The following is a 24,214-nucleotide window of genomic DNA, read 5'->3' as shown; positions in this document are numbered from 1 at the left end:
TTTCCATCCTTAATGATTTTGTCCGCTTATTTCTCCAGCCGTAATCTTGTATTGTTTCACACCGAAATAAGCATGCAGACAGTCTCTTTCATCAATCCAGCAACAGGAAAGCGACCTACTGTCATTTTTCACATATATGTGATGCCTGCTCGACCGTTTAAAATGAGAAAAAACATCGATTAACTGTTCATCAGAGCAAGCAACAACAGGCCGGACCCTGCCAAGGACTGGATTCGTCGAGTATCTTTTATATAAAAACCGCATAAACACATAGTAGCGACGTTTCCATTCTAATCTATTTTCCCATAATATAAAACCTGCCAACAAGACAGAACTGAGGGTGAATGGGAACAATATCAACGACAGCAAAATCGCCACCGAGGAGAAAATGAGAGATATAAACACAGCGGCACTGTGTGCTTTTCGAAAAGAGAGGAATTGCCCCAGCAATAAAAACAGCAGCTTACCGCCATCCAAAGGCCATACAGGCAATAAGTTAAAAGCTAAAATGGTGGTATTATATAAATAACCGAGATCTACGATTGCTTGGGGAAGTATATCCATATAAGATAAGGCATAAAGCAATATATAAATCCAGAGATGCTGCAGTGGTCCGGCCAACAGGATGTAAGCCTCTTCTTTAACCGGTTTGCAGCTATGTTCTTCTGTTTCCATCACTCCGCCAAATACCCAAAGGTTGATCCTTCTTATCCGCCATTTATAATAAACAGCCATCGACAAGTGTCCCAGTTCATGAATGATTACAATTGTAAATATCAAGATAAACTCCACAATAGTTCCTGTAAGAAACGCCGTTACAGCAAAAATAAACAATATTGGGTGGATGTTTATGCCTGGAACCATTTTACGGAGTTTCGTCAACTTGTATCACCTGTATTGGGTCAAGATATTGATTATTCTTTTGGATGCCAAAATAAATGTCCTTTGACACTCCTGTGGATGGATCAAATTCCCCAAGTACAGTGCTGGCATCTATGAACTGATACTGATAAACATCAATCGACGATAAATATCCATAAATACTTTTACTTTTATCTGCATGCTGTACGATAACTGTCTTTCCTGTTTCGGAATCATTGCCGGCAAAAATAACCGTTCCAGCTTCTACTGCCACTACTTGGGACTTTTCATCAGCAGCAATCCGTATCCCTTCACCGTTGGCCTGGAAGGACTGGCTGACTGTACCATTGACAGGCAGTGCCGCCGGCTGGTCTTCTGTCTCTTCCTTGTCTGGCGTCATTGCCAACGGGCTGCCAAATTTATTCTGATACCATTGATTTACAGATGCAAATGGAAATTCCTCCGTCAATGCCTGGCTTGTCCATTGTTTCGGTTGTATGAGCCAAGGCATATCAGCCCGGTGTATAGTCGCGATAGCAAAGAACAGAATTCCAGCCAGAATGCTTTTCATGACGAGATTGGCGGTAAACTTCTCTTTAATGTCAGATGAATCTGTGTAATTTTCCGTTGAAAATGGTAGGTAACCATGCTTTTCTTCGTCTTGTGGGAAGGAGTTTTTAAAATCAGGGGCCTCCTGTTTAAATGAGGTAACAGAGCTGATGGACTTTTCTCTCTTTCTCTTAGCAATACTTTTGCGAACTTGGCTGACATCTTTTTTCATCCCGCGTCATTCCTTCTTATATGTTTTGTACAAGTCTATGTACGAATAAGGCAGGTTATGCGGAAGGTTTGTCCCGACAAAAAACCCCGGCCTTTAAGACCGGGGATAACTAATAAGCTGGCTAAGAAAGTCTAGGAACGGATTCCAAAGAACTTTTTCACTTTGGATAATACACTTTTATCCTCTTCCAAGGATAGTAATGGTACAGTCTCTCCCAGAATCCTTCTTGCAATATTTCTGTACGCAATCGATGCTTTGGTATTTGGGTGGAAGGCAACGGGTTCCCCATGATTGGAAGCCTTGATTACCTCTTCATCATCTACCACGATGCCGAGCAGTTCAATCGACAAAATTTGAACTATTTCATCTACATCAAGCATATCTCCACTTTTGACCATGTGGTTTCTAATTCTGTTGACAATCAAGTGAGGAGGTTCAATATCTTCTTTCTCAAGTAAACCTATTATCCTATCAGCATCACGCACACTTGATTTCTCAGGTGTGGTAACAACCAGTGCTTTGTCAGCTCCCGCGACTGCATTTTTATATCCTTGCTCAATACCGGCAGGACAATCAATGAGAATATAATCGTATTCTTGTTTTAATTCCGCTACGATTTCTTCCATTCCTTTAGGATGGAGGTCAGATTTGTCGCTGGTCTGTGCAGCTGGAAGCAGAAATAAGCAATCAAATCTTTTATCTTTGATCAATGCCTGTTTCAGTTTGCATCTTTTTTGTATAACATCGACAATGTCATAAATAATTCTATTTTCCAATCCCATAACAACGTCAAGGTTTCTTAGACCAATGTCGGTGTCGATCAAACAAACCTTTTTCCCGAGCAGCGCCAAAGCAGTTCCTAGGTTGGCAGTAGTCGTCGTTTTGCCGACACCGCCTTTACCTGAAGTTATAACAATCGCTTCACCCATGTATCATTCTCCTTTCAAACCCGCTAATATCCGGTCGTTTTTGCGAAAGAACCTGGAGGCGGTCGATGATGATTTTCTCTTTTTCCTGATCTATAAGACCGCACTCCATATAAACGCCATCTGACTCATAGTCAGGTGAACGGCTGATGTAATCTGCAATTCGTAATTGAGTTGGTTTCATAAATGCTGCAGCAATCACCGCATCCCTATTTCCATGCAACCCTGCATGGGCGATGCCACGGAGATTCCCCATTACGAAAATATTTCCGCTTGCAGCGATTTTTCCACCAGGGTTTACATCCCCGACGAGGAGCAAATCCCCTTTCACTTCTACAACTTGTCCGGAACGGATGACTTTGTTGATCACTTTCACTTCACTGTCTTCCTTCCACTCAAGCGCTTGCCTTTTCGGGATTACATCGGATTCTATGGATTGGACGACCAGCTTGTTCTTATTTCGGATCAAATCCCTTAACTGCTCTTCCTGTGATTCGTGTAAGTAACGATTGCCAAGCTGAATGGACACCGTAATCATCGGTTCCTCTTCATCGACATGGTTTGTGGACAACGTTTGATCCAACTGATGTAATAATTCGTTAAAGGAACAAGAATCATCTATATAAAGCGTAAGACCGTCACGCGTTCCTTTTATCGTTACTACTTGCTTGCTGCCTGCCACGATACGTTCACCTCAAAAGTTATTTTTTCAATAAAATCTGGTTTGCTCGAAAAATGATACTTTACTTTAAGCTGCCTAGTTATCCAAATAAGAACAGGTACTTCTATTCTATATCAGTTATGAAACTATGATTATAGCTTGTTCGTCTGATCGAAACGTGCCGTGGACCATTTTGCCAGTTTGGGTTTCGTAATCGGGTAGAGAATCAAAAAGAACAACAGATTCGCCAACACCGTAGGCATCAAGCGAACCAAGAGATATTCCGACCAGGAAAAAATGGTCATCCCTATAAAGGAGTAGATAATATATAAACCTGTATCAACTAGTGCAACGGCGATCACAACCAACAATAATGCGACGAAGAAATTAGTATGGAGGAGCTTTTTCAACCCATGGACCAAGTAAACCACCAACGCATAAATGAACATATAGACGCCTATGACACTCGTATAAGCAATATCGATAACAAGGCCGAAAATCAATGCATATAGTACGGAAAAATATGTACGCTCCATGTCATAAAAAACGGTGATCAGAACAAGATAAACAAGCACCCAGTGAGGAACAATCATCCATTTCCCATCAGTCAAGGAATCAGGAAGAAAATCAAGTGCCACTCCTTCGAAAATCAGCAGTGCCAGCAGGATGAGAGGAAGATAAAACCTTCTCATTGTTCATCCTCCTCTGTCGTATCCGCTGATTCTTCAGGTTGAACTACTGTTCGGTTGACGATTATCACATGGTCCATATCTTCTAAATTGGCCGCAGGAGTCACATAGGCCATTTGTGTTAGTCCATACTGATCAGGTTGTACTTCTTCTATTGTACCTATTTCCAGACCTCTTGGGAATACCCCGCCCATTCCAGACGAAACAACCAATGATCCATCTTCAATTTCGGAGTCGTAGGAATTAAGTTTCAACATAAGTGCTTCCCTATCCTCATCGTACCCAATAACAAAGCCGGTCTCATTCTCATTTTCTTCTTGTGAAACCGTCACGGATATACGATTGGAACGGTCAAACCCGCTTAGTAGCTGGACAGTGGAGGTGAATTCGGAAGTAGACTGAACTTTTCCAATCATTCCTTCACCGGTAATAACCGCCATGTTGACTTCTAAACCATGCTGCTTTCCTTTGTTTATAGTCACTTCCTTGAACCAACGCTCAGGGCTCCTCGCTATAACACTTGCCTGTATAGGCTCATAGTCGGTTATCGATTCGGTTTTATCCAAAGTACTTCTTAATTCCTCATTATCCTGTTTCAGTTCTTGAATTTCATATAACAAACTTTTATTGTCGGCAAGTCGTTCTTTTAATAGTTGATTTTCTTCATATACATTCCGTATTTCATCAATGTTGCTGAAGATGTTGCTTGTAAACTGTGCCGGTCGGTGGACAATATTTTGCAGCCAGCCTGTCGTATCTTTCAAAAATTCTTCCGCGGTAGTGAGTTCTTCCCGGTCCCGCAAAGAAAATCCTATCGAAGCAACAAGTATTATTATTCCTATTAAAATGATAAACAGCCGAGTTCTTCGAAAAAAAGACATTGATTACACCTACTTATTTCATGGTCGAACGGTTGGATACATTTGGCTGAGACCGGAAATGCTGAATATATTCCAGGGATTTTCCCGTACCTATCGCGACACTGTCCAATGGCTCTTCCGCTACGAAGACAGGCATTTTCGTTTCATCGCTAATCACCTGGTCAAGTCCTTTCAAGAGGGCACCGCCACCTGACAGAACGATTCCGCGATCCATGATATCCGCAGCAAGTTCCGGCGGAGTTTTCTCCAATGTATTTTTGACAGCCTCTACAATCGAAGTTACCGTGTCATTCAAGGAAGCGGCAATTTCATCTGAGTTGATCGTAATGGTTTTAGGGAGACCAGTCAGCAAGTCCCTGCCCCTGATATCCATTTCTTCTTTTTCAACTTGGGCACCGGCCGAGCCGATATCCATTTTGATTGATTCTGCAGATCGCTCACCAATCATCAAGTTGTATTGTTTTCTTATATATTGAATAATGGAATCATCCATCTCGTCTCCAGCTGTTCTGATGGACTGACTCGTGACAATACCGCCAAGCGATATAATCGCCACTTCCGTCGTCCCTCCGCCGATATCGACAATCATGCTCCCCGTAGGCTCCCATACCGGAAGTCCTGCCCCGATTGCAGCAGCGAAAGGTTCCGCTATCGGAAAGGCATCTTTCGCTCCGGCCTGTTTGGTTGCGTCTATAACCGCTCTTTCTTCCACCATCGTAATACCTGAAGGCACACAAACCATCACATTCGGTTTTTTGGCAAATGCTGAACGGTTTTTCTGTGCTTTCTTAATGTAATATTTCATCATCACTGCTGTCGTATCATAATCAGCGATAACTCCATCCTTCATTGGACGTATAACCGTGATATTCCCCGGAGTACGGCCGATCATGTTTCTCGCTGAACTGCCAACCGCCTCGATATCACCAGTAGAATTGTTTTTGGCAACTACGGATGGCTCTCTGACGACGACTCCTTTCCCTTTAACAAAAACAAGCGTGTTCGCCGTTCCTAAATCTATACCTAAGTCCTGTGATAAACTGAATCTTCCCAAAAAATATCTCCCTTTCCAACACAATTCATTATAATTTTCATTTGTATGTTTAACTATATCCATTACCAATCAAACTTGCAATAAAATCTGTCTGCAAGTTGCCATTCCAGCCGGATGGCGCTTCCGGCTTCCATGAGAAGAAGCGCCAATTGCAAGATAAACTCTTGAAAATGGCGCTGACTTTGAAGTCTGTCTATCCAATTATACGAAAAAAAAATAAAAATAGATAGTGTTACAGGTAGCCTTTTTCTTTTAGAGAGACAAATTTACGATCACCGATAACCAAGTGATCTAAAAGTTCTATCCCGATCATCTTACCACATTCCGACAAACGTTTGGTAACATGAATATCTTCCTGTGATGGCGAGGGATCTCCTGAAGGGTGGTTATGGGCGCATATGATCGATGCAGCGGACCGTTTTACAGCTTCGCGGAAAACTTCGCGGGGATGGACTATCGAGGCATTCAAACTACCGATAAATATTGTCTGACGGTGCAAAACCTGATTTTTCGTGTTAAGAAACATACAGACGAAATGTTCTTGATTCAATTGTCTCATCTCTTCCATAACATAATCCGCTCCATCTTCCGGACTACGGATTACATACCTTTCTTCCGGCTTGAAACAATGCATTCTCTTTCCAAATTCGATGGCTGCCAAAAGCAGGACACCTTTAGCGCTTCCTATTCCTTTAATGGCGGTCAATTCTTCGATGGTGGAATCTTTCAGCAGTCTAAGTCCTTCGAAATGCATCAAAACCCTTTGAGCCAATGTCATGACAGACTCTTCTTTCGTTCCGGTCCCCAATAAAATGGCAAGTAAATCCTGGTTGGACAAGTATGGAGGGCCCATTTCAATGAGCCTTTCCCTCGGCCTGTCCTGTTTTGGTACATTTTTGAACTTCACTCCCGGCTCAGACATTTGATCATCAACCTTTCATCCATTTCCCCAACTATCTAAGCTATGTCAGGAGGTTGAAACTCCTTACCGGCCAATCACCGCTCATACAGGGAATATACCGAACTCTTTAAGTTTCCTGATCACGAGGGAGACGGGGAGACCAACTACATTATAATAGTCCCCGGCAATCTCTTTCACCAAGAAAGCTCCCCTTGTTTGGATGCCATAACCGCCTGCTTTATCGAAAGGATCTCCAGTTTCCACATAAGCAGCCAAATCCTCTTGCCGATGTTCCCAAAAAAGAACCTTGGTTTCAACAGAGAAGACCTCCTCTATCTGTGTGGTACGAATCATCACTCCAGTCTGTACTTCATGCTGCTTGCCGTTTAAAAGCGACAGCATCTCCATAGCCTCTTCTTTGGAATGTGGTTTAGTGAGAATTTTGTCCTTATAACTGACAACCGTATCAGCGCTAATAACAACTTCCTCATCACCTATTTGTATCGCTTCCCCTTTGTACCTCGCCAATTTTTCGACAAGTTGTCTTGGGCTGTCGGCTCTGACTGCCTCTTCATCAATTTCTTGTTTCCGAATTGAAAACGGGATACCAGCTTGCTGCAGTAATTCCCTGCGCCGTGGTGAGCCGGAAGCCAAAATAAGTCGTTTCATGTATGGCAACTCCTTCCTGCTAGTAATCGGGTAACAATATCTTACAGAATTCTCGCTTTGAATACAAACCGACAAAAAGCTCTTTCCCTGTTCTTTCTGAGGAGAAAAAAAGAATCGATAACAGAAGAAATCAATAAACACCTGCTCTATTTTTAAAGAAAATAAAAAGCAGAATAGTTAATCTACTCTGCTTTTAGCGATTCCATTTGTTTCCACATTTTCAAAAGGGAATATTGGATGGAGGAAGTACTACTTCCCTCCATAGTCTCAGCCAGGTTCAATGCTTCCTCCTCCAATTGAACAAACTTTTCCTTGTTGGAGTCTGGATTGGATTCTGCCCAAGCTATCCATTGACTGCCGGTCACCGTTGACTGAGAAACAACTGATTCATTCCATAGTTCTGCGAAGTCTCTAAGCCATTGTTCTTCATTATTATCAGCAGTCATCGCTGATTCATCCGTCTCCCATTTTTTTACATACACATCAATTCCTGCTGCTGTTAAAGCAGAAGCCTCTTCTTTGGCGGCTTGTTCTGTCGCTGCTGCTCCGGCAAATAGATAAAACTGGCCGTCGCGCTTCCACACTATCGAAGGAAAATCGGAAGATGCGAACAATTGCTGATACTCCTCCGCTTTTTCCAATGTAGAAAAAACACCGCCCTGGATGACGAACGCACTAAGGGCCGGTATCATGAACTCCTGATTTGACGCGTCCGAAGCTAAGTCACTTGCGGTTGCAGTCCCGGACAATGAGTTGTCAGCCGTCTTGTCTGCACTATCAATTCCCGCAAACAAACGCAACATGATAAAACCCAACGTAACTCCAATCAGGAGAGCAGAACCTGCAGCAAATAAAAAGACCTTAAAAAGGGGCGACAGTTTTCTCTTTTTAGGGGGGATCCGATATTCTATTTTATCCCGTGTCTCCAATTCATCCTCTTCCAAAGAACTGTCTGTATTAATGCTAGCCTCTAATGCTGCAGCTTGTTCCTGATAGATTTCAGGTAATTGGTTTTCTTCACTGTCTTCCTCCTGTCCCAAAACCTTTTTATCTCCTAAACGAATGGTAATTGATTTATGCTTGTCCACTAATTTCCCCCGTTTCTGAAAGGATTTGTTTCACTCTATCACAACGGTGGTAAAAAGTAAGACGAGAATTGTCTTCGGCAGGTCTCAACATTTCTCCATAAATCCTCTTGCTTCATCAAAAAGACGCTAAATATTCAAAAATGGATAAATTACCCATTAAAGAATTACGAAGGATCAGTGGATAAATTACTCAAAGGGAGAAAATTTTCATTATAAAAAGTACGAAAAATGATAGAGAAATTCAGGTTTTCTTCAGTTGTATCCCCGAATTGTATACGCTCTATATTGATCAATCTTTCTCTCTCTTCTACTTTTTTTAAAAAAGACGTCATTGCCTTGTAATCCGACGCCGTCACATCTATTCGATAGCTCAATGATTTCAATCCGCTTAAGTCAGGTCCATTTAATTCTTCCAAAAAATAATCATGATCCTCAATCGAAGAAATATTTTCAATCGTGCTTTTCGTTCCCGATTCAATTTCCCATAACATAGTCAGCACTTCGTCTGTTTTCCTGTCAGCCGGCAGCATTCGGAAATTCTCAACGGAATCATCTTTCTGTTCTGCCGCACCGCTGCCCTTTGTGCTTGTTTGAACTGATTTCAAAGACACTACAACCTGTTCCGCTTCGCTTTTAAGAGGACTGACATAATACTGCCAGCCTGAAATAAAGGCTAATGGAACAATTAGCAGACAACCTGCAAGTAAAATAAGGCGAAGACGTGTCCATCTTAGTATCATTGCTCTCCACCTTCTTCCATCAAGTACCGTTCATTGATTTCCATTTGGAAGTCGGCAGTGTATGTTTTATTTTTTTTCTTATCCACGCCATTTTCTTTTATAACATTCGTTACCAGTAAATTGTTAATGAACTCCTGGTTTTCAAGGCTATATGTATATTCGGCAATCCCTTCCATACTGTCAGACCGGACCGTTAACTTCAGGCGCTCTCCCAGCCCGTACTGATAATTTTTCACTTCGAGCTTTTCCGGTATCAAGTCTATAAGCCTTTCCATTACCGATAAAGAAGGAAACAACGTTGTTTCAATTGCATCGATTTGACTGCCAAGCATAAACCGTTGTTGCTCCAACTCCCTGGTTTTTTCCAACGACTCTTGCTTGCTCGCTTCTATATCGTCGATTCTTGTCAGTGCATTCTCTAACTCCACCTGATAGACATCACGCTGCCATAACAGAATCAAGGTTGAGGACAATATCAAAACCACTAAAACCGCCGTAATAAACAGGAACGTGACGTCTTTTTTAGGCTTCTCTTCCAATAAGTTTATTTCCGGGACCATTCCCTTCACCCCTGTCAGCTTTTTCTATTTTTGATGGCCAGCCCAAGTATATCCGCATATTTCAGTGGTAGGGGCAGGATATCTTCTTTTTCTCCCAGCCATTGAATGTCAATGTCCTGCTGTTCCTTCAATTGGTCTTTTAATTCTTTAAGGAAAGGATAGTCTCCTGACAGAAGGATTTTGGATATTCTGTCTGTTCCATCCATAACGGAAAACTGATAGAAATCCAAAAACTTCCCGATTGTAATTACTTGTTCTTCAAGATAACGGTCTACTTCCATCTGTTCACCTGACCAAGTTAATTCATTCTCACCAATCTGCCAGGTCCAGGAACTCCTAGAGAGCGAGGAACGGATATTCCGAGTGAAGACAGGCTTTGCTTCGTTAAAGGCAGTCAAAACCATTGCATCTTTGTCACATTGAACAGTAAGCAGATTTTCCTTCCCTTCAATCAATTGAATATGGTGATACAACCGATATAGGCTTAAAGAAGAGATGTCAGCCACCACAGGCTTTAACCCCGACTTCTTAAAAATGCTTACAAGATGATCAATTCTTTCTCTTGGATAAGCGAATAACAGAATCCGCAGCAGTCCATCCTCTTTCCCGAGTATTTCAAAGTCGATTACAGGATTTGCGAAAGGGAGATGGAGGTTTCTTTTCTCCTCAAGTTCCATGTGAAGATAGCTTTTTATTTCTGACTTTGCCAAAGTCGCCGGTACAAGCTGCTCCCTGATCGTGATAGCCGCGTCAGGAACGCAGAAACGGAGCTGGCTGTTCTTCCAATTCTTATCTTTCACCAACTTGTCCAACATCTTCTGGAGTTGTCGCTCATTCAGTACTTTTCCGTCTTCCATTACTTGCTCGGAGAAAAACGCTTCTCCGTGGTCGCTAATGGAGTCCAACTCCGGTTGGCGTGCAACAGTATAACGGATTACGTGGTCTTTTATGTTCATGTTTATATATTTTTTATTATTGTTTAACACAGAAGTCACCTTCTTAGAAAAAAGTCGCTAAATACCATCCGAACAAATTATCTCCAAAGAAAAACGCAGTGATGGTGCCTGCAGCAATGAAAGGTCCAAAAGGAACCGGATTCTCTCGGTTGATCACTTTCAACGCTAATAGTATACCACTGATCACTGATCCATAAATGGTGGCCAAAAAGAAAGCAATCAGTACTCCTTTATAACCGATAGCGATGCCTAGCAATCCAAATAGTTTCATGTCGCCTCCTCCCATTCCGCCTTTACTGACCATAATAATCGCAGCCAACAGGAAAATACCGATAAGCCCGCCTAAAATGGAGGACCACCAGGGTGTTAGCGGTACGAAAACTCGATAAATAATGAACACGGGAAGAAAAAACAGCAAAATACGATCGGGGATCAGCATATAATGGAGATCTGCGACCATAATGACAGCCAGCAGGGATATAAGCAATATAGAAAACGCAAGCTCGACATGAAACCCAAAATGGTGATAACTGTACGCGAAGCAGAGTCCTGTCAATAATTCTACGAAGGGATATACTGAGGAAATAGGCTGCCTGCATTCACGGCATCTGCCTTTGAGGAACAGGTAAGAGAAGAGCGGAATCAATTCATTCCAGGTAAGTTGATGGTGGCAATTGGGACAATGCGACCTTTCCGTTCCGAATGGTTCCCCTTTTGGCACCCGGATACCGACTACGTTAAAAAAAGAGCCAAAAATCAATCCGATTAAAAAAAAATAAGCTAGATAGATTAACTGCATGTATGTATTCTCCTGTAAAAGATAGAGATCCCATGTTGGGACCTCTTTCTCCGGTTTAATTTTTATTATTAGGAATTAGTATCGTTTCCATCAGCAGGTTCTTCAACAACGGTTTCTGAGCTATATTCGTAACTGGTTTTTCCGTCCGTACTAACTGTAACCGTAACACTACCAGTTTTAGGTAATTTCTCACTATCAATTTCTTCTAAGTAACCATCACTAATTAAATCAGAAACAGCATAAGTGGCAGTTTCTGGAGTTCCTTCACTTATATGCTTTAGTCGGGCAGCTTCTTCGATTAGAGCTATGTGCGCTTCTTTGGCATCGTCTTCCGCATTGCTGATTATTTTGCCGATGCCTGGTACTGCTATTGCCGTAATGATGCCCAAAATTACAATCACTGCGAGCAATTCTACCAAAGTAAAACCTCGTTCGTTTTTTAATAGACTGCTAAACTTCTTACTCATATATGTACTCCTCTCATTTTGCACAGTCGGTTGCACTACTTGCTCCGGATCCTCCAAGTGCCCATAATGAGAAAACCCTTCATCACATCCTGCTATTTATCTAGTCCGATTATACTATACCCTATTTCTGAATTCACTAACATAAAGTGACAAAATTATATACTTTCAAAAATGGAAAACATCGGTATGATAATCGCCATCACTATGGCTCCTACTACCACAGTCAATAAGACGATCATCAGCGGTTCGATCAATGATTTCAGCTTCTCGGCCGCCTGGTCGAGTTCCTCTTCATAAAAGTCAGCTGCTTTTTTGAGCATTTCATCCATCGATCCCGATTTCTCGCCGACTTGGATCATTTGGATTATCATGGGAGGAAATGCCCAGTGGTTTGCCATCGGGCCGACCATGGATTCTCCTCTCTCCAAAGAGTCGCGCGAATCACTCAACACTTTTTTGATAACCCGATTCTGGACTACTTGTTCGGTAATCTGCACGGATTGAATGATCGGTACTGAACTGTTAAGCAACGAACTCAACGTTCTCGTCATCCTTGCCAACGCGGACTTTTTCAGTAAGTTACCGAATATTGGCAGTCTCATGAACATCCGATCCATGTGGTAATGGAAATTCTCCTTTTCGTTTAGGTACCTATATAGAAAGATTCCTAAGATTGCCATAAGGACGATCATCCACCAAAAGGCCTTGAAGAAACTGCTGACATTCAGAATAAACGCTGTATATGAAGGTATCTCTTCCCCGAACGATACAAACATGTCAGCAAACGTCGGGACAATATATATGAGTAAAAACATTGTCACCAGGAAAGCAATTGTACCGATAACCAGCGGGTATGCCAAGGAGGTTTTCACTTTTTGGGTGAGCCTGTATTGTTTCTCATAATAAGCAGCCATCCTGTCCAGGATTTCATCCAGGCTCCCGCTTATTTCGCCAGCATGCACCATGTTAACCAGAAGTTTCGGAAATATCGCCGGATTTTTCCCCATGGCTTCTGATAAAGATGTTCCTTCTTCCAACTCATCTTTCACTTGTTGCAGTGCATGTTTCAATTGTTTGCTTTCAGTCTGTTCCGAGAGAGTCCCTGTTGCTTCTACCAGCGATATACCAGCTTCTACCAATGTGGCAAACTGCCGCAAAAACAGGACAAAATCCCTTGTTTTTATTCTATTGCTTAGTCGTATATTAATCTCTTTATGAAGAATCCCCTTCAACTCTTTAATGAAAAATACTGTTAAGCCCTTCCTGTGCAAAATTGACAATGCATCCTGCCTGGTTTCGGCGGCAATCTTCCCTTGCTTCAGTTTTCCTTCTTCGGTTCTGCCTTTGTATTGAAAGGATGTCATACCTAAATTGCCCTTCCACTTAGAAATGGCAGCGCGTCAGCTTTCGAGATGGTTCCTTGGCCAAGCAGCCGTTTGATATCCATTTCCATTGTGTGCATGCCTAATTCTTTGGATGACTGCATAAAGCTCGGGATTTGGTGCATTTTTTCATTTCTTATTAAATTCTTTATAGCGGGAGTATTCAATAAAATCTCGGTTGCTGCTCTTCTTGAATTGTGATCTGCGGTCGGGAAGAGTCGTTGCGATATAATCGCTTGTAAAACATTCGCAAGTTGAATCCTAATTTGTCCTTTTTGATGGGCAGGAAATACATCGATGATCCGGTCCATAGTAGCCGCAGCACTTGTTGTGTGAAGGGTCCCCAAAACAAGATGCCCTGTTTCAGCAGCGGTAATCGCGGTCGATATTGTTTCCAAGTCCCTCATCTCCCCGACCAAAATCACGTCAGGATCCTGCCTCAGGCAAGAACGGAGGCCATTCTGAAAGTTAAGGGTGTCGAATCCTACTTCCCGCTGATCGATAATACATTGTCCATGCGCATGCAGGTATTCAATCGGATCCTCCAAAGTGATTATATGCTTGGACATTTGATTGTTCATATAATCGATCATGGCTGCCAATGTCGTGCTTTTTCCGCTCCCTGTCGGTCCTGTAACCAATACAAGGCCGTGCGTACTCCCGGCTATGTTCTTAAGCGTTTCAGGCAATCCTAAACCGTCCAATGAGGGAATTTGCGTGGGGATGACCCTGATCGCCATGGAAAGGCAGCTGCGCTGGTGATAGATATTGATCCTGAAACGGGAAACACCAGGAATTCCATAGGACAAATCGAGCTCCCTACTACGCTGCAGCTCCTCCCAAAGTGAATCTGTCAATATTGTTTGGACCATTTCTACTGTATCTTCCGGCCGAAGGGCTGTATCGCCATGTTCGCTAAGCTTTCCATTGATCCGCAGAACCGGAGGCGTCCCGACGGTTAGATGAATATCCGAAGCCTTTTGATGAAAAGCCGCTTCCAGCAATATATCTAATTTACTCACACTTTTTCCTCCCCTAATCTTCTATCGCCACTCGCAGTACTTCATCGATTGTCGTCTGGCCCTCGACAGCTTTGGCAAGTCCGTCGTCTATGAGAAATTTCATTCCATTCTGTTTTATGTAATTTTTGATACTGGAAATCGATTGGTAATTCATCATCATTTGTCTGATTGAATCGTCAACAACCAACAGCTCATGGATAGCCATCCGGCCTCTATAGCCGGTATGCCTGCAGCTGTCACACCCTTTCCCAATGAATACCTGTTCAACATTCAGACCGCGTTTTTGGAATAAGTCTTTTTCCATTATTGTAGGTTTCCTGCTTGTTTTACAGTCACGGCATATTTTTTTCACGAGCCGCTGTGCCATAATACCGGATAAGGAAGAAACGACCAAATATGGTTCGATTTCCATGTCGATCAGCCTGGGAATGGCTGCAACCGCACTGTTCGTGTGCAGGGTACTAAATACTAGATGGCCGGTCAATGAAGCCCTGACAGCTATTTCAGCAGATTCGGAATCTCTTATTTCTCCCAACATAATAATATTGGGGTCCTGTCTTAATATGGAACGGAGCCCCTTTGAAAATGTAAGTCCGATTGAATGGTTTACTTGAACTTGGTTTACTCCTTCTAATTGGTATTCAACAGGGTCTTCCACTGTGATGATATTCACATTCTCTTGGTTCAAATGATTGATTGCGGCATACAGAGTAGAAGACTTACCTGAACCAGTAGGACCGGTAAGCAATATTAATCCTGAAGGTTGTTCAATCAATTGCTGGAACCGTTGATAATTGATATGTTCCATATCCAAATCGGCGAGGCTTTTCAATACGTTCTCAAGATCCAGCAGCCTGATGACGACTTTTTCTCCGAACACGGTAGGCAGTGTCGATATTCTCAAATCCACCGGCACTTGATCAACCTCCGTCCTGATTCTTCCATCCTGGGGCAGCCTGTTTTCCGTGATATTCAAGTTGGCCATTATTTTCACTCTGGCAATCAGAGAGTTTTGGACACTTTTACTGAATACCCTGTCCGTTTTCAAAGACCCGTCAACGCGGTACCTTACCGTTACATTCTCTTCGCCAGGATCCATATGGATATCGCTCGCTTTTAATGCCAGTCCAGTTTGAAGTATCTGATCAACCAATTTAACCGCTGATCCATCTTCTTCATTACTATCCGTCTCAGGTCTTTTTTCACGGTCATTTCGATGATAGTAAGTGTTGATCGCCTGAAGAATATCGTCCTTTGTTGCAATTACTGGGGATATCCGCAATCCTGTGGAGATTTCCAGATCATCTATCGTGAAATAGTCCATCGGATCGTTCATCGCGACTGTCAATACTCCATCCTTGTAATTCAGCGGGACCACCAAGTTTCTTCGAGCAAATTCTTGATCAACAAGCACGGTAGCAGATGGATCAACAGGGTAACGGTATAAGGATACACTTGGTGTGCCTAATTGGAACTCCAGCACTTCTATTAGCTGTTTCTCTGTTATGTACCCTTTTTCCAGCAACACATCTCCGAGCTTCTGACCTGTCTTTTTTTCTGACAAGGAGGTTTCGATTTGAACTTCCGAAAGCAGTCCTGATTCTATTAGCAAATCTCCTAATTTTCTTTTAGTAGCCATTTGTTATTTTACTCCTTTTATCGATCCAGTTGATCAGAAACTGATAGTTATCGTTTGGTCATCTAATACTGATTCGTTTCCATGTGCTGTTCCCTTCACACGGAAAGTAATAATGTAACTATCGGTCCGTTCTTCGATGCTTGTCAGGTCTATCTCTACAAAAGTGGAATCATCCAAATCGATTTTTTCAAACCGGTTCAGGCTTTGTTCTAATAATGCCTTGTCAAACCGGTTTCCTTCCGCTTCATTTACCATCTTTTCCACATGAGCACGGTAGTACTCCACTCCCATTTCTGCTGCAGATTCTGATTGGATAACAGCCTCCATCTTATCAAACTGCGCAACGGAGGTATTAAGATGATATAATAGTATAGTTGAAAAAATCAGCATCAGAGTAATGATGAACAAGACCAGCACAAGGGCTGCTCCCCGTTGCTCGCTAAAGTACTTAGTCAATTTCTTCACTTCCGGATACTTTCAAATATGTATATAAATAAGAATCCGCCGGCTGATCTTGGTTGGAACGGTAAATTTCGACCTTGGCCCGATACAAGTCAGCTTCTTTCTCTTCGGGTGATTGACAAATAGATAATCTGGGGAAATATTGTTTGCCATTGACAGTATATTGAGTTGTTATCCCTGTTTCCTCCAATGATACCGAATCAGTCGCAGGGCAAACAGCAGTGGCAGCCCTTGTAGAAAGTATCTGTTCCAACTGTTCATCTCTTTCGATTTCATAAGCAGTCTGGTCAGCAATGTTCACAGCTGTAAGTTTGTCTTCTGCTTTGTTTGTAAATATCGCAAAGTTCGAGAAAAAAGGAATAAATGCAATTGAAACAATGCCAAGTAGGGAGATGGCTGCGAGAATTTCAATAAGGGTAAATCCGTTTATATTTTCGTATCGATTTGAAAGCAAGACATTCACCAAATTTCACGTTTTACTACAGACCATTATATCACTCCGAAAGGATTTATTGTATGAAGAAAGACCTATTCTCCAATCAACGAGGACTAACAATGGTAGAACTTCTAGCAGGTATTGCCTTGATTGGTATAATCATCGCTCTTATATCGTCTATTATTTACCAGACTACTGCCTATCACAGTAAAGCGGAAGATTCAGTCGGATTGCGACAGCAGGCAAATTTGCTTGTTAGCTCATTGCGGAGCAGCTTCCATAAGGGGGATAATTCGCTTTGTATCAACCAAAATGGGCAGCTTTCCATTGCCGGTGTTTCCTTTAACCCCCGTGGCAATATAGCCATCCAGGATATTGAGCTGCACTACGGGGAACAAACACTTGAGTCGGAACAGGAAAATTGCATGTCGATCGATGGCACTTCCGATTCCATGGATATAGTCTTTTCCCTTTCAGACCAGGATGGGCAGCAGTTTTCTATTAATACCGTTTTAGATAATCCTGGATCTTATGTTATTGATGCACACGAAAAGAATGAGGGAAACGAAATTTATCAAGACTGGAATGAATTCACGGACAAAATCACTTTTCCACCGATCGATTCTTTTGAACATGTAGATGGTTACCAGCATGATAACTCGTGTCAATATGAAACAAATCTAAAGGTGACAGGAGATGCTTTGAACTTTTGCAGCAAGTCTGCGGACATCCGGGGAAACGTCTGGTATCCAGATAGCTTGACCACATGGGAAAACACACATATCGTGGTGCATCACAACCTTTACAGCGACAGCACAACCAATATGTGGTCTAAATCTTCCATTTCGATTAGCGGTGAGGCGAGACTGACAGGAAGGTCTACATTGGGTGGGCAGAGCCAAATGTCTGTGAGAAACCTATATGCCCAATCTGACTTGACCATCCAAGAGTCCTCGAAATTATCCACTTCAGGAAGCTTGAGGGTTGACGGAACACTCAAAATGACAGGGCAGAGTTCCAAGCTTCATGTTAAAGGGCATGGCTTCTTTGCAGGGGCTGTGCACTTCCAGGAAGGGGCCGAAATTATCATAGATGGAAATGCAGAATTCCTGGGAGAAATAAGCCCTGAATGGGGTCATGGATCACTTTGCGTCAAAGGAGAATCGGAATTTTCCCAAAAGAAGCCTGAATGGCTCAAACTCCAAAAAGATTGCTGACACCAAAAAGGAGGATCGTTCAGACATCCTCCTTTTCCTATGCTTATTTTTCCATTACGGCGACTCTGTTCCTGCCCCTTCGCTTTGCGCCAATGTACATCGCCCTGTCGGCACATCGGACTAACTCTTCCGGACTGTTACAATCTTCCGGATAAGAAGCAACTCCTATACTTGCAGTAATTCCGACTTTCACCGCTCCATCCTCTTCAAGGATGTGATCTTTTATGTAAAATGGTTCTTCTGCTATCTCTTCTCTGATCGTTTCCGCAAAAAGATGACCTTGCTGCAGGGTGGCAGACGGTAAGAAAACGATAAATTCTTCCCCGCCATACCTGGCGACAATTCCTTTATCACCAATCATTGTTTCGAGCCTTACAGCTAGCTGTTTCAATATTTCATTGCCACTTTGGTGGCCGTAAGTATCATTGATCGATTTGAAATGATCCATATCTATCAAAATGACAGCTGCCATTTTGTCTGTTGTATTGTCCATCCATTGACTCAGATATGATTCGAAATAACGGTAGTTGAACAGTTTGGTCAAAGGATCACGCTCACTATTCCGTTTTGTTTCCTTGTAGTGGCTGGCATTGAGCATTGCCACAGCCAGATAATTCGTTAATATAGATAGAATCATGTATTGGTATTTATCAAATGCTCTTTTCTGTTTAGACATGAGGGTGAGAACCCCGATAACTTCGTTGTCCCTCTCTATCGGAAGGGAAAGAATGCTTTCCGCCGGCAGATCGAATTCTTTGTCATTTAAATCACTCCACTGTCTGCGATGGTGGAAATGCATACCACGTTTGTTTCCCCAAACTGTGCCGCTGATTGATTCAAATTTAATCAGCCTGTCCTTCTCCGGAAAAGCATGCAAATGACCAATATCGATAAACCTTCTTAATTGTAAGTGTGAATCTTCTATTTTTTCATAAATTAAAATATAATCAACCTGTAGCAGCTCGGTAATGCGCTCATTGAATAAATCGATAACTTCGTTTTCTTCCATTTGCGCTGTGAGTTCATGGCCGATTTCACTTGTCTTTTGGAGCTGGTTGTTCACCCTTTGACTGGAATGGTAGAGTTTGAGGATAAAGGAAATAATGATAAATAGAATGCCGACAAACAACACTGCCGACAGGCCGATTTCCACGTACAACAAGTATAAAACGATGCCGGTTGGAATAACCAAAGTCAACGTATAGAATTCCCACAAAAACCCTCTGTCCAGAAATTTCCCTTCGATGCCATACACATATCTTGTCACAAGGTAAAGAATAAACTGATTAGCAAGAAAAACCGTAAATATGTATCCAATGACAGGAATAAGGTTATCTATGCCAATTAAAACCTGCGGGCCATGGTCGCCACCTAAACCCCAATACACCATGGCAGCCACAAACGAGACAAACAGAAACATCAACAAATTGACTGGAATCCGGTAAAGCTCTTTTTTTTCAAGACGAAGGCTTGCGAGAAGGGAAAGGATCGCGGCCTGTGTCAAGATTGCTTCGGCATAGACGCCAAAATAAATAAATACGGCAAGACTTATACCATTGACAAAAAAAATAGGAGTGTCATTTATGACAATCGGGAACAGGGCGACAGCGCACATCAACAGGCCAAAAACGAATAAATGCATCCATAGCCCGTCCATTTCTGTCGACAAATGCCTATAGCAGATAAAAATTGATACCGGCCATATTAGAATTAAACCAAGCCACAGTGAAATCTGTTGATTACTCCTCACCATTAACAACTCCCATCCCCGCAGCCTGACGCTGGCCCATTATCCGCTAGGTCTTAAGACTTATTATTTTGACTATTTAAAAGTATCATAAGTATTTGATAATTTCAAAATATTTCCTGATATTTTTTATAAAATGCAGTGAACCACATACGAAAATGACTTTACCTGTTTTATTTATCATTGATTGCTGAAGTACTTCTTCCCAATCCGGGTTTTCATTAAACGGAAATGCGCTGTCTGTTTTTTTCATATCTTCTATTGTTGCTGCCCTTGGGTGGTCGAACGTGGTCAAAGTGATTTGTGGGAAATTAGCTGTTAAAAGTTCGAGCATTTCATTTAAGTCTTTATCTTTAAAAGCAGCGAAAACCACGTGTTTCTCTCTGTTCCCATAATGTTGAGCTACTGTCTGCAGGAAAGCTCTAATGCCTGCCGGGTTATGGGCCCCGTCTACAATTACTTCCGGATCGTCATGCACTTTTTCAAACCTTCCAGGAATAACGGCTTTAGACAAACCCTCCATGTATTTGGAAATATCTATTTTAAACATTCCACTCAGAAAATCGACAGCTTTAATAGCCAACGATGCATTTACAGCCTGATGTTCCCCTTTCATCGACAAAGTCACCTGGTTCAGATGCAATTTGTCGGAACAATATCGGAAGGCGCCTTCCTCGTTGATGTTCTGCTGAATAGCGAAGCTTTCCCCATATTTGTATAAGGGTGCTGCTTGTTTTTTTGCTGTTCTGTCAACGACTTCTTCTGCCTCTTCGTTAAGGCTGCCAGTGATTACAGGGACGCCTTTTTTGATGATTCCCGCCTTATGTCGGGCAATTTGTGTAAAAGTGTCACCTAAAAATTCGGAATGGTCTTTTTCCACATTCGTTATGATGGATAAAATTGGTTCGAGGGAGTTGGTTGAATCTTCGGCCCCACCCATTCCTGTTTCGATTACAGCTACATCCGTCTTCCCTGAAAAGTAAAGAACAGCAATCATGACAAGTATTTCAAATTCAGTGGGCTGATCCCCCATTTCATCCAGTGTCTCTATGCAAGGGAGCAGTTTGTTCATTACATCAATAAGTTCTTGTTCCGGTATTTTTTCAAAATTGATTTGAAACGGACCTCTAATACCTTCCAGGCTTGGAGACGTGAATGCCCCGACCTTCAATCCATTTTCCACAAGGGCTGATTTGATATAAGTCAGCGTCGACCCTTTGCCGTTTGTACCAGCAATATGTATTACTTTCAGCTTTTTCTCCGGATTGGAAAAGAACTCCAGCATTTGATCCATCCTTTTAAGGCCGGGTTTTATGCCGAATCTATTCCTATCTTGTAAATATTCAGCAATTTGCGCAACCGATTCAAACATTCTTCTGCCACCCCTCTATCTCAAACAAGTTTATGGTATCTTCTTTCATAAGCCTTTATTATACTAGAAAAGAATTCTACATACTAAAAATTAATCATTTTACTAAGTGAGGTTTTTTCAATGGCGAACTACTGTTGGATTATTTACAACGGGCATCTAAAAGGACCGAAATTCCGTGACTTTGCTGAATGGCTCCAGAAAGCTGCTGAAAAACAGAATGTCCATGCAGAGATTGTTCCAAACAACCATTTATTATCTAGTTATTCGAGTGATGGTTTGGGCCTCCATAGCATGAAGAAAGAAAATCTTCCGGACTTTGTGCTGTTTGGAGATAAAGATATCCACCTTGCAAGACAGTTAGAAGCTTTAGACGTTCCAGTTTACAATTCAGCTTCAGCTATCGAATTGTGTGACGATAAAATCCGGACTTACCAAGCCCTTTCTGCCGACCGGCTGCCTATTCCAAAAACAATTGCGGCACCAAAAATTTTTCCGGGGGCAGCGGAGATTGATCAACAGACTTTTTTGAATGCCGGCAAATCACTTCATTTTCCACTAATTTTGAAGGAAGCTTACGGTTCTTTCGGAGAACAAGTATATTTACTCGACACTCCCAAGGAAATGCTGGATAAAATCAAAGAGATACAAGACAGACCATTTGTGTTGCAGGAGTTTATTTCAAGCAGTCGCGGAAAGGATGTCCGACTGAACGTAGTTGGCAATAAAGTAGTGGCATCGATGCTTCGAACATCGCTATCAGATTTCCGTGCAAATGTTAGCGCAGGAGGCAAAATGGAACCATATCAACCTTCAAAAGAGGAACAATATCTCGCCATTCGCGCAGCCAAAGCTGCCGGAGCCGATTTCGCAGGCGTCGATTTACTGTTCGGACCTGATGGACCGGTTGTCTGCGAAGTTAATTCCAATGCACATATCCGTAATATTTATGATTGCACGAAAATCAATGTAGCAGAACATATAATAGAATATGTGCTCCACACACAGAAATGAGGGAAAAATGTGAACTATTCTGGGTGGATAATCTATAACAAGGAAGACGCTCAATCGAATAAAAGCTATATAGATTGGTTTATCGATCAATGCCGGAAACGACACATACAGCTGCAACTTGTCTATCGTGAAGATTTATCAATCGGGATTTTCAATCACCAAACGGAAGTAAAGCAGAATGGACAAACACCGATTTCCCCGGATTTTGTGATAGTACGTGTTGTGGAACCCACCTTAAATCTTCATTTTGAAATGATGGGTATCCAGGTATTTAATTCCTTTCTTGTATCACATATCTGCAATAATAAGGCATTGACGCATATGCACTTAAGCATGTTGCAAATACCAATGTTGGACAGCGTATTTGCCCCGAAAACCCTGCTGGATGAAGAATTGCCTGCGACTGTACCTTTTATTATTAAAAGCGTGTCAGGGCGAGGCGGCAGACAAGTGGCTCTCATTGAACAACAGAGTGACATGGAAAAATACATGAAGGAAACAGATGGTCAGGAATTTGTTGTGCAGCCTGTTAACGTACAAGCTGGAAAAGACCTTCGGGTGTTCATCGTGGGTAAAGAAATTGTCGGGGCGGTCCTCAGAGAGAACAAAAGTGACTTTCGCGCCAATTACAAGTTGGGTGGTTCTGCAACCTGGTATTCGTTAACTAAACCGGAGATACAAATGATCAGAAAGATTGTCGATCACTTTGAATTCGGCATGGTTGGAATCGATTTTTTATTTGATAAGGATGGAAACCTTCTCTTCAATGAAATTGAAGATGTTGTCGGAAGCAGGACATTGAGTAAAGTGAGTTCCGTTAATATTCTGGAGAAATATGTACAATACATAGAGGAAAAGTTAAAACAGAAGGAGAGATAAAGAATGCATATCAGACAGGCAACAATCAATGATGCAAAGGATATTGCCCAGGTCAGCGTCGAATCATGGCAATCGACTTATAAAGGGATCATTGCTCAAGATATCCTTAAGAACCTCTCCATCAAAAATCGCGAACAAAAATGGCGGGAAAGACTACAAACTACCAATCAAATCCTACTTGTAGCTGAATCGGAAAAAGATGGTATTGTCGGTTTCATTAACGGAGGAATTGAACGTACGAATCAGTATGATTATGACGCTGAAATCTACAGTCTTTATTTGCTGAAAGAATATCAGAGACAAAAACTGGGCCACCGCCTCGTCAAAGCACTTGCCGCATATCTGATAGAAGCAGGTAATAATTCCTTGATGGTCTGGGTATTAAAAGATAATCCATCTCGCAGATTTTATGAAACTTATCGGCCTGAATTCGTAGATGAAAAATTACTGGAGGAATTGGGTGTGAAAGAAATAGCTTATGGATGGAAGGATTTAAAGATTTTTCTTCCGGCCTAAATTTCGTTCACTGTGAACTAATTAGATTTATAATAGAGGCAAACTGCGACATAGTGACAATTCTATTTTTTGAAGCTTATTCTTGTTCTGATTTTAGGTTAAGCTTATGTACTCGCTGCGGCAGAACACTTCGCTTTCCGCGGGCACGACCTCAGCCAGGGGACTACTTTGAATAAGCTTCCCTGCTCCCTTTGGGACTGCGATTACTCGTCCCACCGAAAACCATGGGTCGAGGAATTTGCTACAAAGCTTAACTGGAAGACGCAGACCCATCAAGCGGGGTCTTCAGAATCGTGGGACTGCGATTACTCGCCCCATCGAAGACCTTTTGGGACTGCGGTTACTCGTCCCATCGAAGACCTTTTGGGACTGCGGTTACTCGTCCCATCGAAGACCTTTGCTGTTCCCACAGGATAAGGAAGGCTTCGTCAGCAATACATCGCACGAAGAAAATCGATTTGTATTTTCGAGGAGTCTTCGTGTTCTGCCTTCGCTGTT

At 42.2% G+C, this 24,214-nt stretch carries 26 protein-coding genes and 1 riboswitch; of the genes, 4 read left to right on the top strand and 22 right to left on the bottom strand.

The genetic code is table 11. The features are described 5' to 3' along the window. Positions 1 to 9 precede the first annotated feature (9 nt). The 20 genes from CZ434_RS00980 to CZ434_RS00885 form a co-directional block, all read right to left on the bottom strand. Positions 10 to 882, bottom strand: a complete 873-nt coding sequence (locus tag CZ434_RS00980) for a site-2 protease family protein (protein ID WP_077621366.1) — start codon at positions 880 to 882, stop codon at positions 10 to 12. Further along, positions 866 to 1,642, bottom strand: coding sequence for a M23 family metallopeptidase (locus tag CZ434_RS00975; protein WP_077621365.1), 777 nt, complete (start codon positions 1,640 to 1,642; stop codon positions 866 to 868). Before CZ434_RS00975 ends, CZ434_RS00980 begins: the two co-directional genes overlap by 17 nt. A gap of 131 nt (positions 1,643 to 1,773) precedes the next feature. Continuing rightward, positions 1,774 to 2,571 (bottom strand): septum site-determining protein MinD, encoded by a 798-nt coding sequence (gene minD, locus CZ434_RS00970; protein WP_077621364.1) that lies wholly within the window; start codon positions 2,569 to 2,571, stop codon positions 1,774 to 1,776. Continuing rightward, positions 2,564 to 3,250 carry a septum site-determining protein MinC gene (gene minC / locus CZ434_RS00965; RefSeq protein WP_077621363.1) on the bottom strand — a complete coding sequence of 229 codons (687 nt, stop codon included), beginning with the start codon at positions 3,248 to 3,250 and terminating at the stop codon, positions 2,564 to 2,566. Before minC ends, minD begins: the two co-directional genes overlap by 8 nt. Positions 3,251 to 3,381: 131 nt before the next feature. Continuing rightward, positions 3,382 to 3,921 (bottom strand): rod shape-determining protein MreD, encoded by a 540-nt coding sequence (mreD, locus tag CZ434_RS00960; RefSeq protein ID WP_077621362.1) that lies wholly within the window; start codon positions 3,919 to 3,921, stop codon positions 3,382 to 3,384. Then, positions 3,918 to 4,799 carry a rod shape-determining protein MreC gene (gene mreC / locus CZ434_RS00955; protein ID WP_077621361.1) on the bottom strand — a complete coding sequence of 294 codons (882 nt, stop codon included), beginning with the start codon at positions 4,797 to 4,799 and terminating at the stop codon, positions 3,918 to 3,920. Before mreC ends, mreD begins: the two co-directional genes overlap by 4 nt. 13 nt (positions 4,800 to 4,812) lie before the next feature. Then, a complete protein-coding gene (locus CZ434_RS00950) occupies positions 4,813 to 5,853 on the bottom strand; it encodes a rod shape-determining protein (RefSeq protein ID WP_077621360.1) in 1,041 nt (346 codons plus the stop codon). Between the two features lie 232 nt (positions 5,854 to 6,085). Beyond that, positions 6,086 to 6,775: a RadC family protein gene (radC, locus tag CZ434_RS00945; protein WP_077621359.1), complete on the bottom strand. Its 690-nt coding sequence runs from the start codon at positions 6,773 to 6,775 to the stop codon at positions 6,086 to 6,088. Between the two features lie 81 nt (positions 6,776 to 6,856). Beyond that, complete coding sequence (locus CZ434_RS00940) at positions 6,857 to 7,423, bottom strand: Maf family protein (protein ID WP_077621358.1); 567 nt, start codon at positions 7,421 to 7,423, stop codon at positions 6,857 to 6,859. A gap of 182 nt (positions 7,424 to 7,605) precedes the next feature. Then, entirely contained in the window at positions 7,606 to 8,511 is a 906-nt protein-coding gene (locus tag CZ434_RS00935; protein ID WP_077621357.1) for an SPOR domain-containing protein, read from the bottom strand. 164 nt (positions 8,512 to 8,675) lie between these two features. After that, a complete protein-coding gene (locus CZ434_RS00930) occupies positions 8,676 to 9,251 on the bottom strand; it encodes a hypothetical protein (RefSeq protein WP_077621356.1) in 576 nt (191 codons plus the stop codon). Next, positions 9,248 to 9,811, bottom strand: coding sequence for a hypothetical protein (locus CZ434_RS00925; RefSeq protein ID WP_077621355.1), 564 nt, complete (start codon positions 9,809 to 9,811; stop codon positions 9,248 to 9,250). The genes CZ434_RS00930 and CZ434_RS00925 overlap by 4 nt, the downstream gene beginning before the upstream one ends. A gap of 14 nt (positions 9,812 to 9,825) precedes the next feature. Next, entirely contained in the window at positions 9,826 to 10,797 is a 972-nt protein-coding gene (pilM, locus tag CZ434_RS00920) for a type IV pilus biogenesis protein PilM (protein WP_077621354.1), read from the bottom strand. A gap of 13 nt (positions 10,798 to 10,810) precedes the next feature. Beyond that, a complete protein-coding gene (locus tag CZ434_RS00915) occupies positions 10,811 to 11,566 on the bottom strand; it encodes a prepilin peptidase (RefSeq protein WP_077621353.1) in 756 nt (251 codons plus the stop codon). 68 nt (positions 11,567 to 11,634) lie between these two features. Beyond that, positions 11,635 to 12,033: a competence type IV pilus major pilin ComGC gene (locus CZ434_RS00910; protein WP_077621352.1), complete on the bottom strand. Its 399-nt coding sequence runs from the start codon at positions 12,031 to 12,033 to the stop codon at positions 11,635 to 11,637. Positions 12,034 to 12,048: 15 nt separating this feature from the next. Further along, a riboswitch (cyclic di-GMP riboswitch) is annotated at positions 12,049 to 12,131 on the bottom strand. A 57-nt stretch (positions 12,132 to 12,188) separates the two neighbouring features. Then, complete coding sequence (locus CZ434_RS00905) at positions 12,189 to 13,397, bottom strand: type II secretion system F family protein (protein ID WP_077621351.1); 1,209 nt, start codon at positions 13,395 to 13,397, stop codon at positions 12,189 to 12,191. 2 nt (positions 13,398 to 13,399) lie between these two features. Further along, on the bottom strand, positions 13,400 to 14,437 hold the full coding sequence (locus CZ434_RS00900) for a type IV pilus twitching motility protein PilT (RefSeq protein WP_077621350.1): 1,038 nt from the start codon (positions 14,435 to 14,437) through the stop codon (positions 13,400 to 13,402). 13 nt (positions 14,438 to 14,450) lie between these two features. Beyond that, positions 14,451 to 16,076, bottom strand: coding sequence for a GspE/PulE family protein (locus tag CZ434_RS00895; protein WP_077621349.1), 1,626 nt, complete (start codon positions 16,074 to 16,076; stop codon positions 14,451 to 14,453). A 33-nt stretch (positions 16,077 to 16,109) separates the two neighbouring features. After that, the gene (locus CZ434_RS00890) at positions 16,110 to 16,532 is read right to left on the bottom strand and encodes a hypothetical protein (protein ID WP_077621348.1); all 423 of its coding nucleotides are present in this window, start codon (positions 16,530 to 16,532) and stop codon (positions 16,110 to 16,112) included. Continuing rightward, the gene (locus tag CZ434_RS00885; protein WP_179107140.1) at positions 16,525 to 16,992 is read right to left on the bottom strand and encodes a type IV pilus modification PilV family protein; all 468 of its coding nucleotides are present in this window, start codon (positions 16,990 to 16,992) and stop codon (positions 16,525 to 16,527) included. The genes CZ434_RS00890 and CZ434_RS00885 overlap by 8 nt, the downstream gene beginning before the upstream one ends. 62 nt (positions 16,993 to 17,054) lie before the next feature. Between CZ434_RS00885 and CZ434_RS00880 the strand changes: the two genes are divergently transcribed. Next, positions 17,055 to 18,191: a prepilin-type N-terminal cleavage/methylation domain-containing protein gene (locus CZ434_RS00880; protein WP_077621346.1), complete on the top strand. Its 1,137-nt coding sequence runs from the start codon at positions 17,055 to 17,057 to the stop codon at positions 18,189 to 18,191. A gap of 43 nt (positions 18,192 to 18,234) precedes the next feature. On the opposite strand, the gene CZ434_RS00875 is transcribed toward CZ434_RS00880, so the two are convergent. Continuing rightward, positions 18,235 to 19,941, bottom strand: coding sequence for a GGDEF domain-containing protein (locus tag CZ434_RS00875; protein WP_179107139.1), 1,707 nt, complete (start codon positions 19,939 to 19,941; stop codon positions 18,235 to 18,237). Positions 19,942 to 20,026: 85 nt separating this feature from the next. Then, complete coding sequence (locus CZ434_RS00870) at positions 20,027 to 21,310, bottom strand: bifunctional folylpolyglutamate synthase/dihydrofolate synthase (RefSeq protein ID WP_077621344.1); 1,284 nt, start codon at positions 21,308 to 21,310, stop codon at positions 20,027 to 20,029. A 120-nt stretch (positions 21,311 to 21,430) separates the two neighbouring features. On the opposite strand from CZ434_RS00870, the gene CZ434_RS00865 reads away from it, so the two are divergent. The 3 genes from CZ434_RS00865 to CZ434_RS00855 are packed head-to-tail and all read left to right on the top strand — an operon-like array spanning position 21,431 to position 23,716. Next, a complete protein-coding gene (locus tag CZ434_RS00865; RefSeq protein ID WP_077621343.1) occupies positions 21,431 to 22,321 on the top strand; it encodes an ATP-grasp domain-containing protein in 891 nt (296 codons plus the stop codon). A gap of 9 nt (positions 22,322 to 22,330) precedes the next feature. Next, positions 22,331 to 23,200 carry an ATP-grasp domain-containing protein gene (locus tag CZ434_RS00860; protein WP_077621342.1) on the top strand — a complete coding sequence of 290 codons (870 nt, stop codon included), beginning with the start codon at positions 22,331 to 22,333 and terminating at the stop codon, positions 23,198 to 23,200. Between the two features lie 3 nt (positions 23,201 to 23,203). Continuing rightward, positions 23,204 to 23,716, top strand: coding sequence for a GNAT family N-acetyltransferase (locus CZ434_RS00855; protein ID WP_077621341.1), 513 nt, complete (start codon positions 23,204 to 23,206; stop codon positions 23,714 to 23,716). Positions 23,717 to 24,214 lie beyond the last annotated feature (498 nt).

This window comes from Sediminibacillus massiliensis (assembly GCF_900156915.1).
Classification (GTDB): Bacteria; Bacillota; Bacilli; order Bacillales; family Amphibacillaceae; genus Sediminibacillus_A; species Sediminibacillus_A massiliensis.
This window is presented reverse-complemented; position numbering and strand designations above follow the sequence as displayed.

What these genes read in the sequence shown, in the direction of transcription:
- CZ434_RS00975 (WP_077621365.1), bottom strand. Translation starts at nt 1,642, where the DNA reads ATGAAAAAAGATGTCAGCCAAGTTCGCAAAAGTATTGCTAAGAGAAAG.
- minD (WP_077621364.1), bottom strand. Translation starts at nt 2,571, where the DNA reads ATGGGTGAAGCGATTGTTATAACTTCAGGTAAAGGCGGTGTCGGCAAA.
- mreD (WP_077621362.1), bottom strand. Translation starts at nt 3,921, where the DNA reads ATGAGAAGGTTTTATCTTCCTCTCATCCTGCTGGCACTGCTGATTTTC.
- mreC (WP_077621361.1), bottom strand. Translation starts at nt 4,799, where the DNA reads ATGTCTTTTTTTCGAAGAACTCGGCTGTTTATCATTTTAATAGGAATA.
- radC (WP_077621359.1), bottom strand. Translation starts at nt 6,775, where the DNA reads ATGTCTGAGCCGGGAGTGAAGTTCAAAAATGTACCAAAACAGGACAGG.
- CZ434_RS00940 (WP_077621358.1), bottom strand. Translation starts at nt 7,423, where the DNA reads ATGAAACGACTTATTTTGGCTTCCGGCTCACCACGGCGCAGGGAATTA.
- CZ434_RS00930 (WP_077621356.1), bottom strand. Translation starts at nt 9,251, where the DNA reads ATGATACTAAGATGGACACGTCTTCGCCTTATTTTACTTGCAGGTTGT.
- CZ434_RS00925 (WP_077621355.1), bottom strand. Translation starts at nt 9,811, where the DNA reads ATGGTCCCGGAAATAAACTTATTGGAAGAGAAGCCTAAAAAAGACGTC.
- CZ434_RS00915 (WP_077621353.1), bottom strand. Translation starts at nt 11,566, where the DNA reads ATGCAGTTAATCTATCTAGCTTATTTTTTTTTAATCGGATTGATTTTT.
- CZ434_RS00910 (WP_077621352.1), bottom strand. Translation starts at nt 12,033, where the DNA reads ATGAGTAAGAAGTTTAGCAGTCTATTAAAAAACGAACGAGGTTTTACT.
- CZ434_RS00905 (WP_077621351.1), bottom strand. Translation starts at nt 13,397, where the DNA reads ATGACATCCTTTCAATACAAAGGCAGAACCGAAGAAGGAAAACTGAAG.
- CZ434_RS00895 (WP_077621349.1), bottom strand. Translation starts at nt 16,076, where the DNA reads ATGGCTACTAAAAGAAAATTAGGAGATTTGCTAATAGAATCAGGACTG.
- CZ434_RS00880 (WP_077621346.1), top strand. Translation starts at nt 17,055, where the DNA reads ATGAAGAAAGACCTATTCTCCAATCAACGAGGACTAACAATGGTAGAA.
- CZ434_RS00870 (WP_077621344.1), bottom strand. Translation starts at nt 21,310, where the DNA reads ATGTTTGAATCGGTTGCGCAAATTGCTGAATATTTACAAGATAGGAAT.
- CZ434_RS00865 (WP_077621343.1), top strand. Translation starts at nt 21,431, where the DNA reads ATGGCGAACTACTGTTGGATTATTTACAACGGGCATCTAAAAGGACCG.
- CZ434_RS00855 (WP_077621341.1), top strand. Translation starts at nt 23,204, where the DNA reads ATGCATATCAGACAGGCAACAATCAATGATGCAAAGGATATTGCCCAG.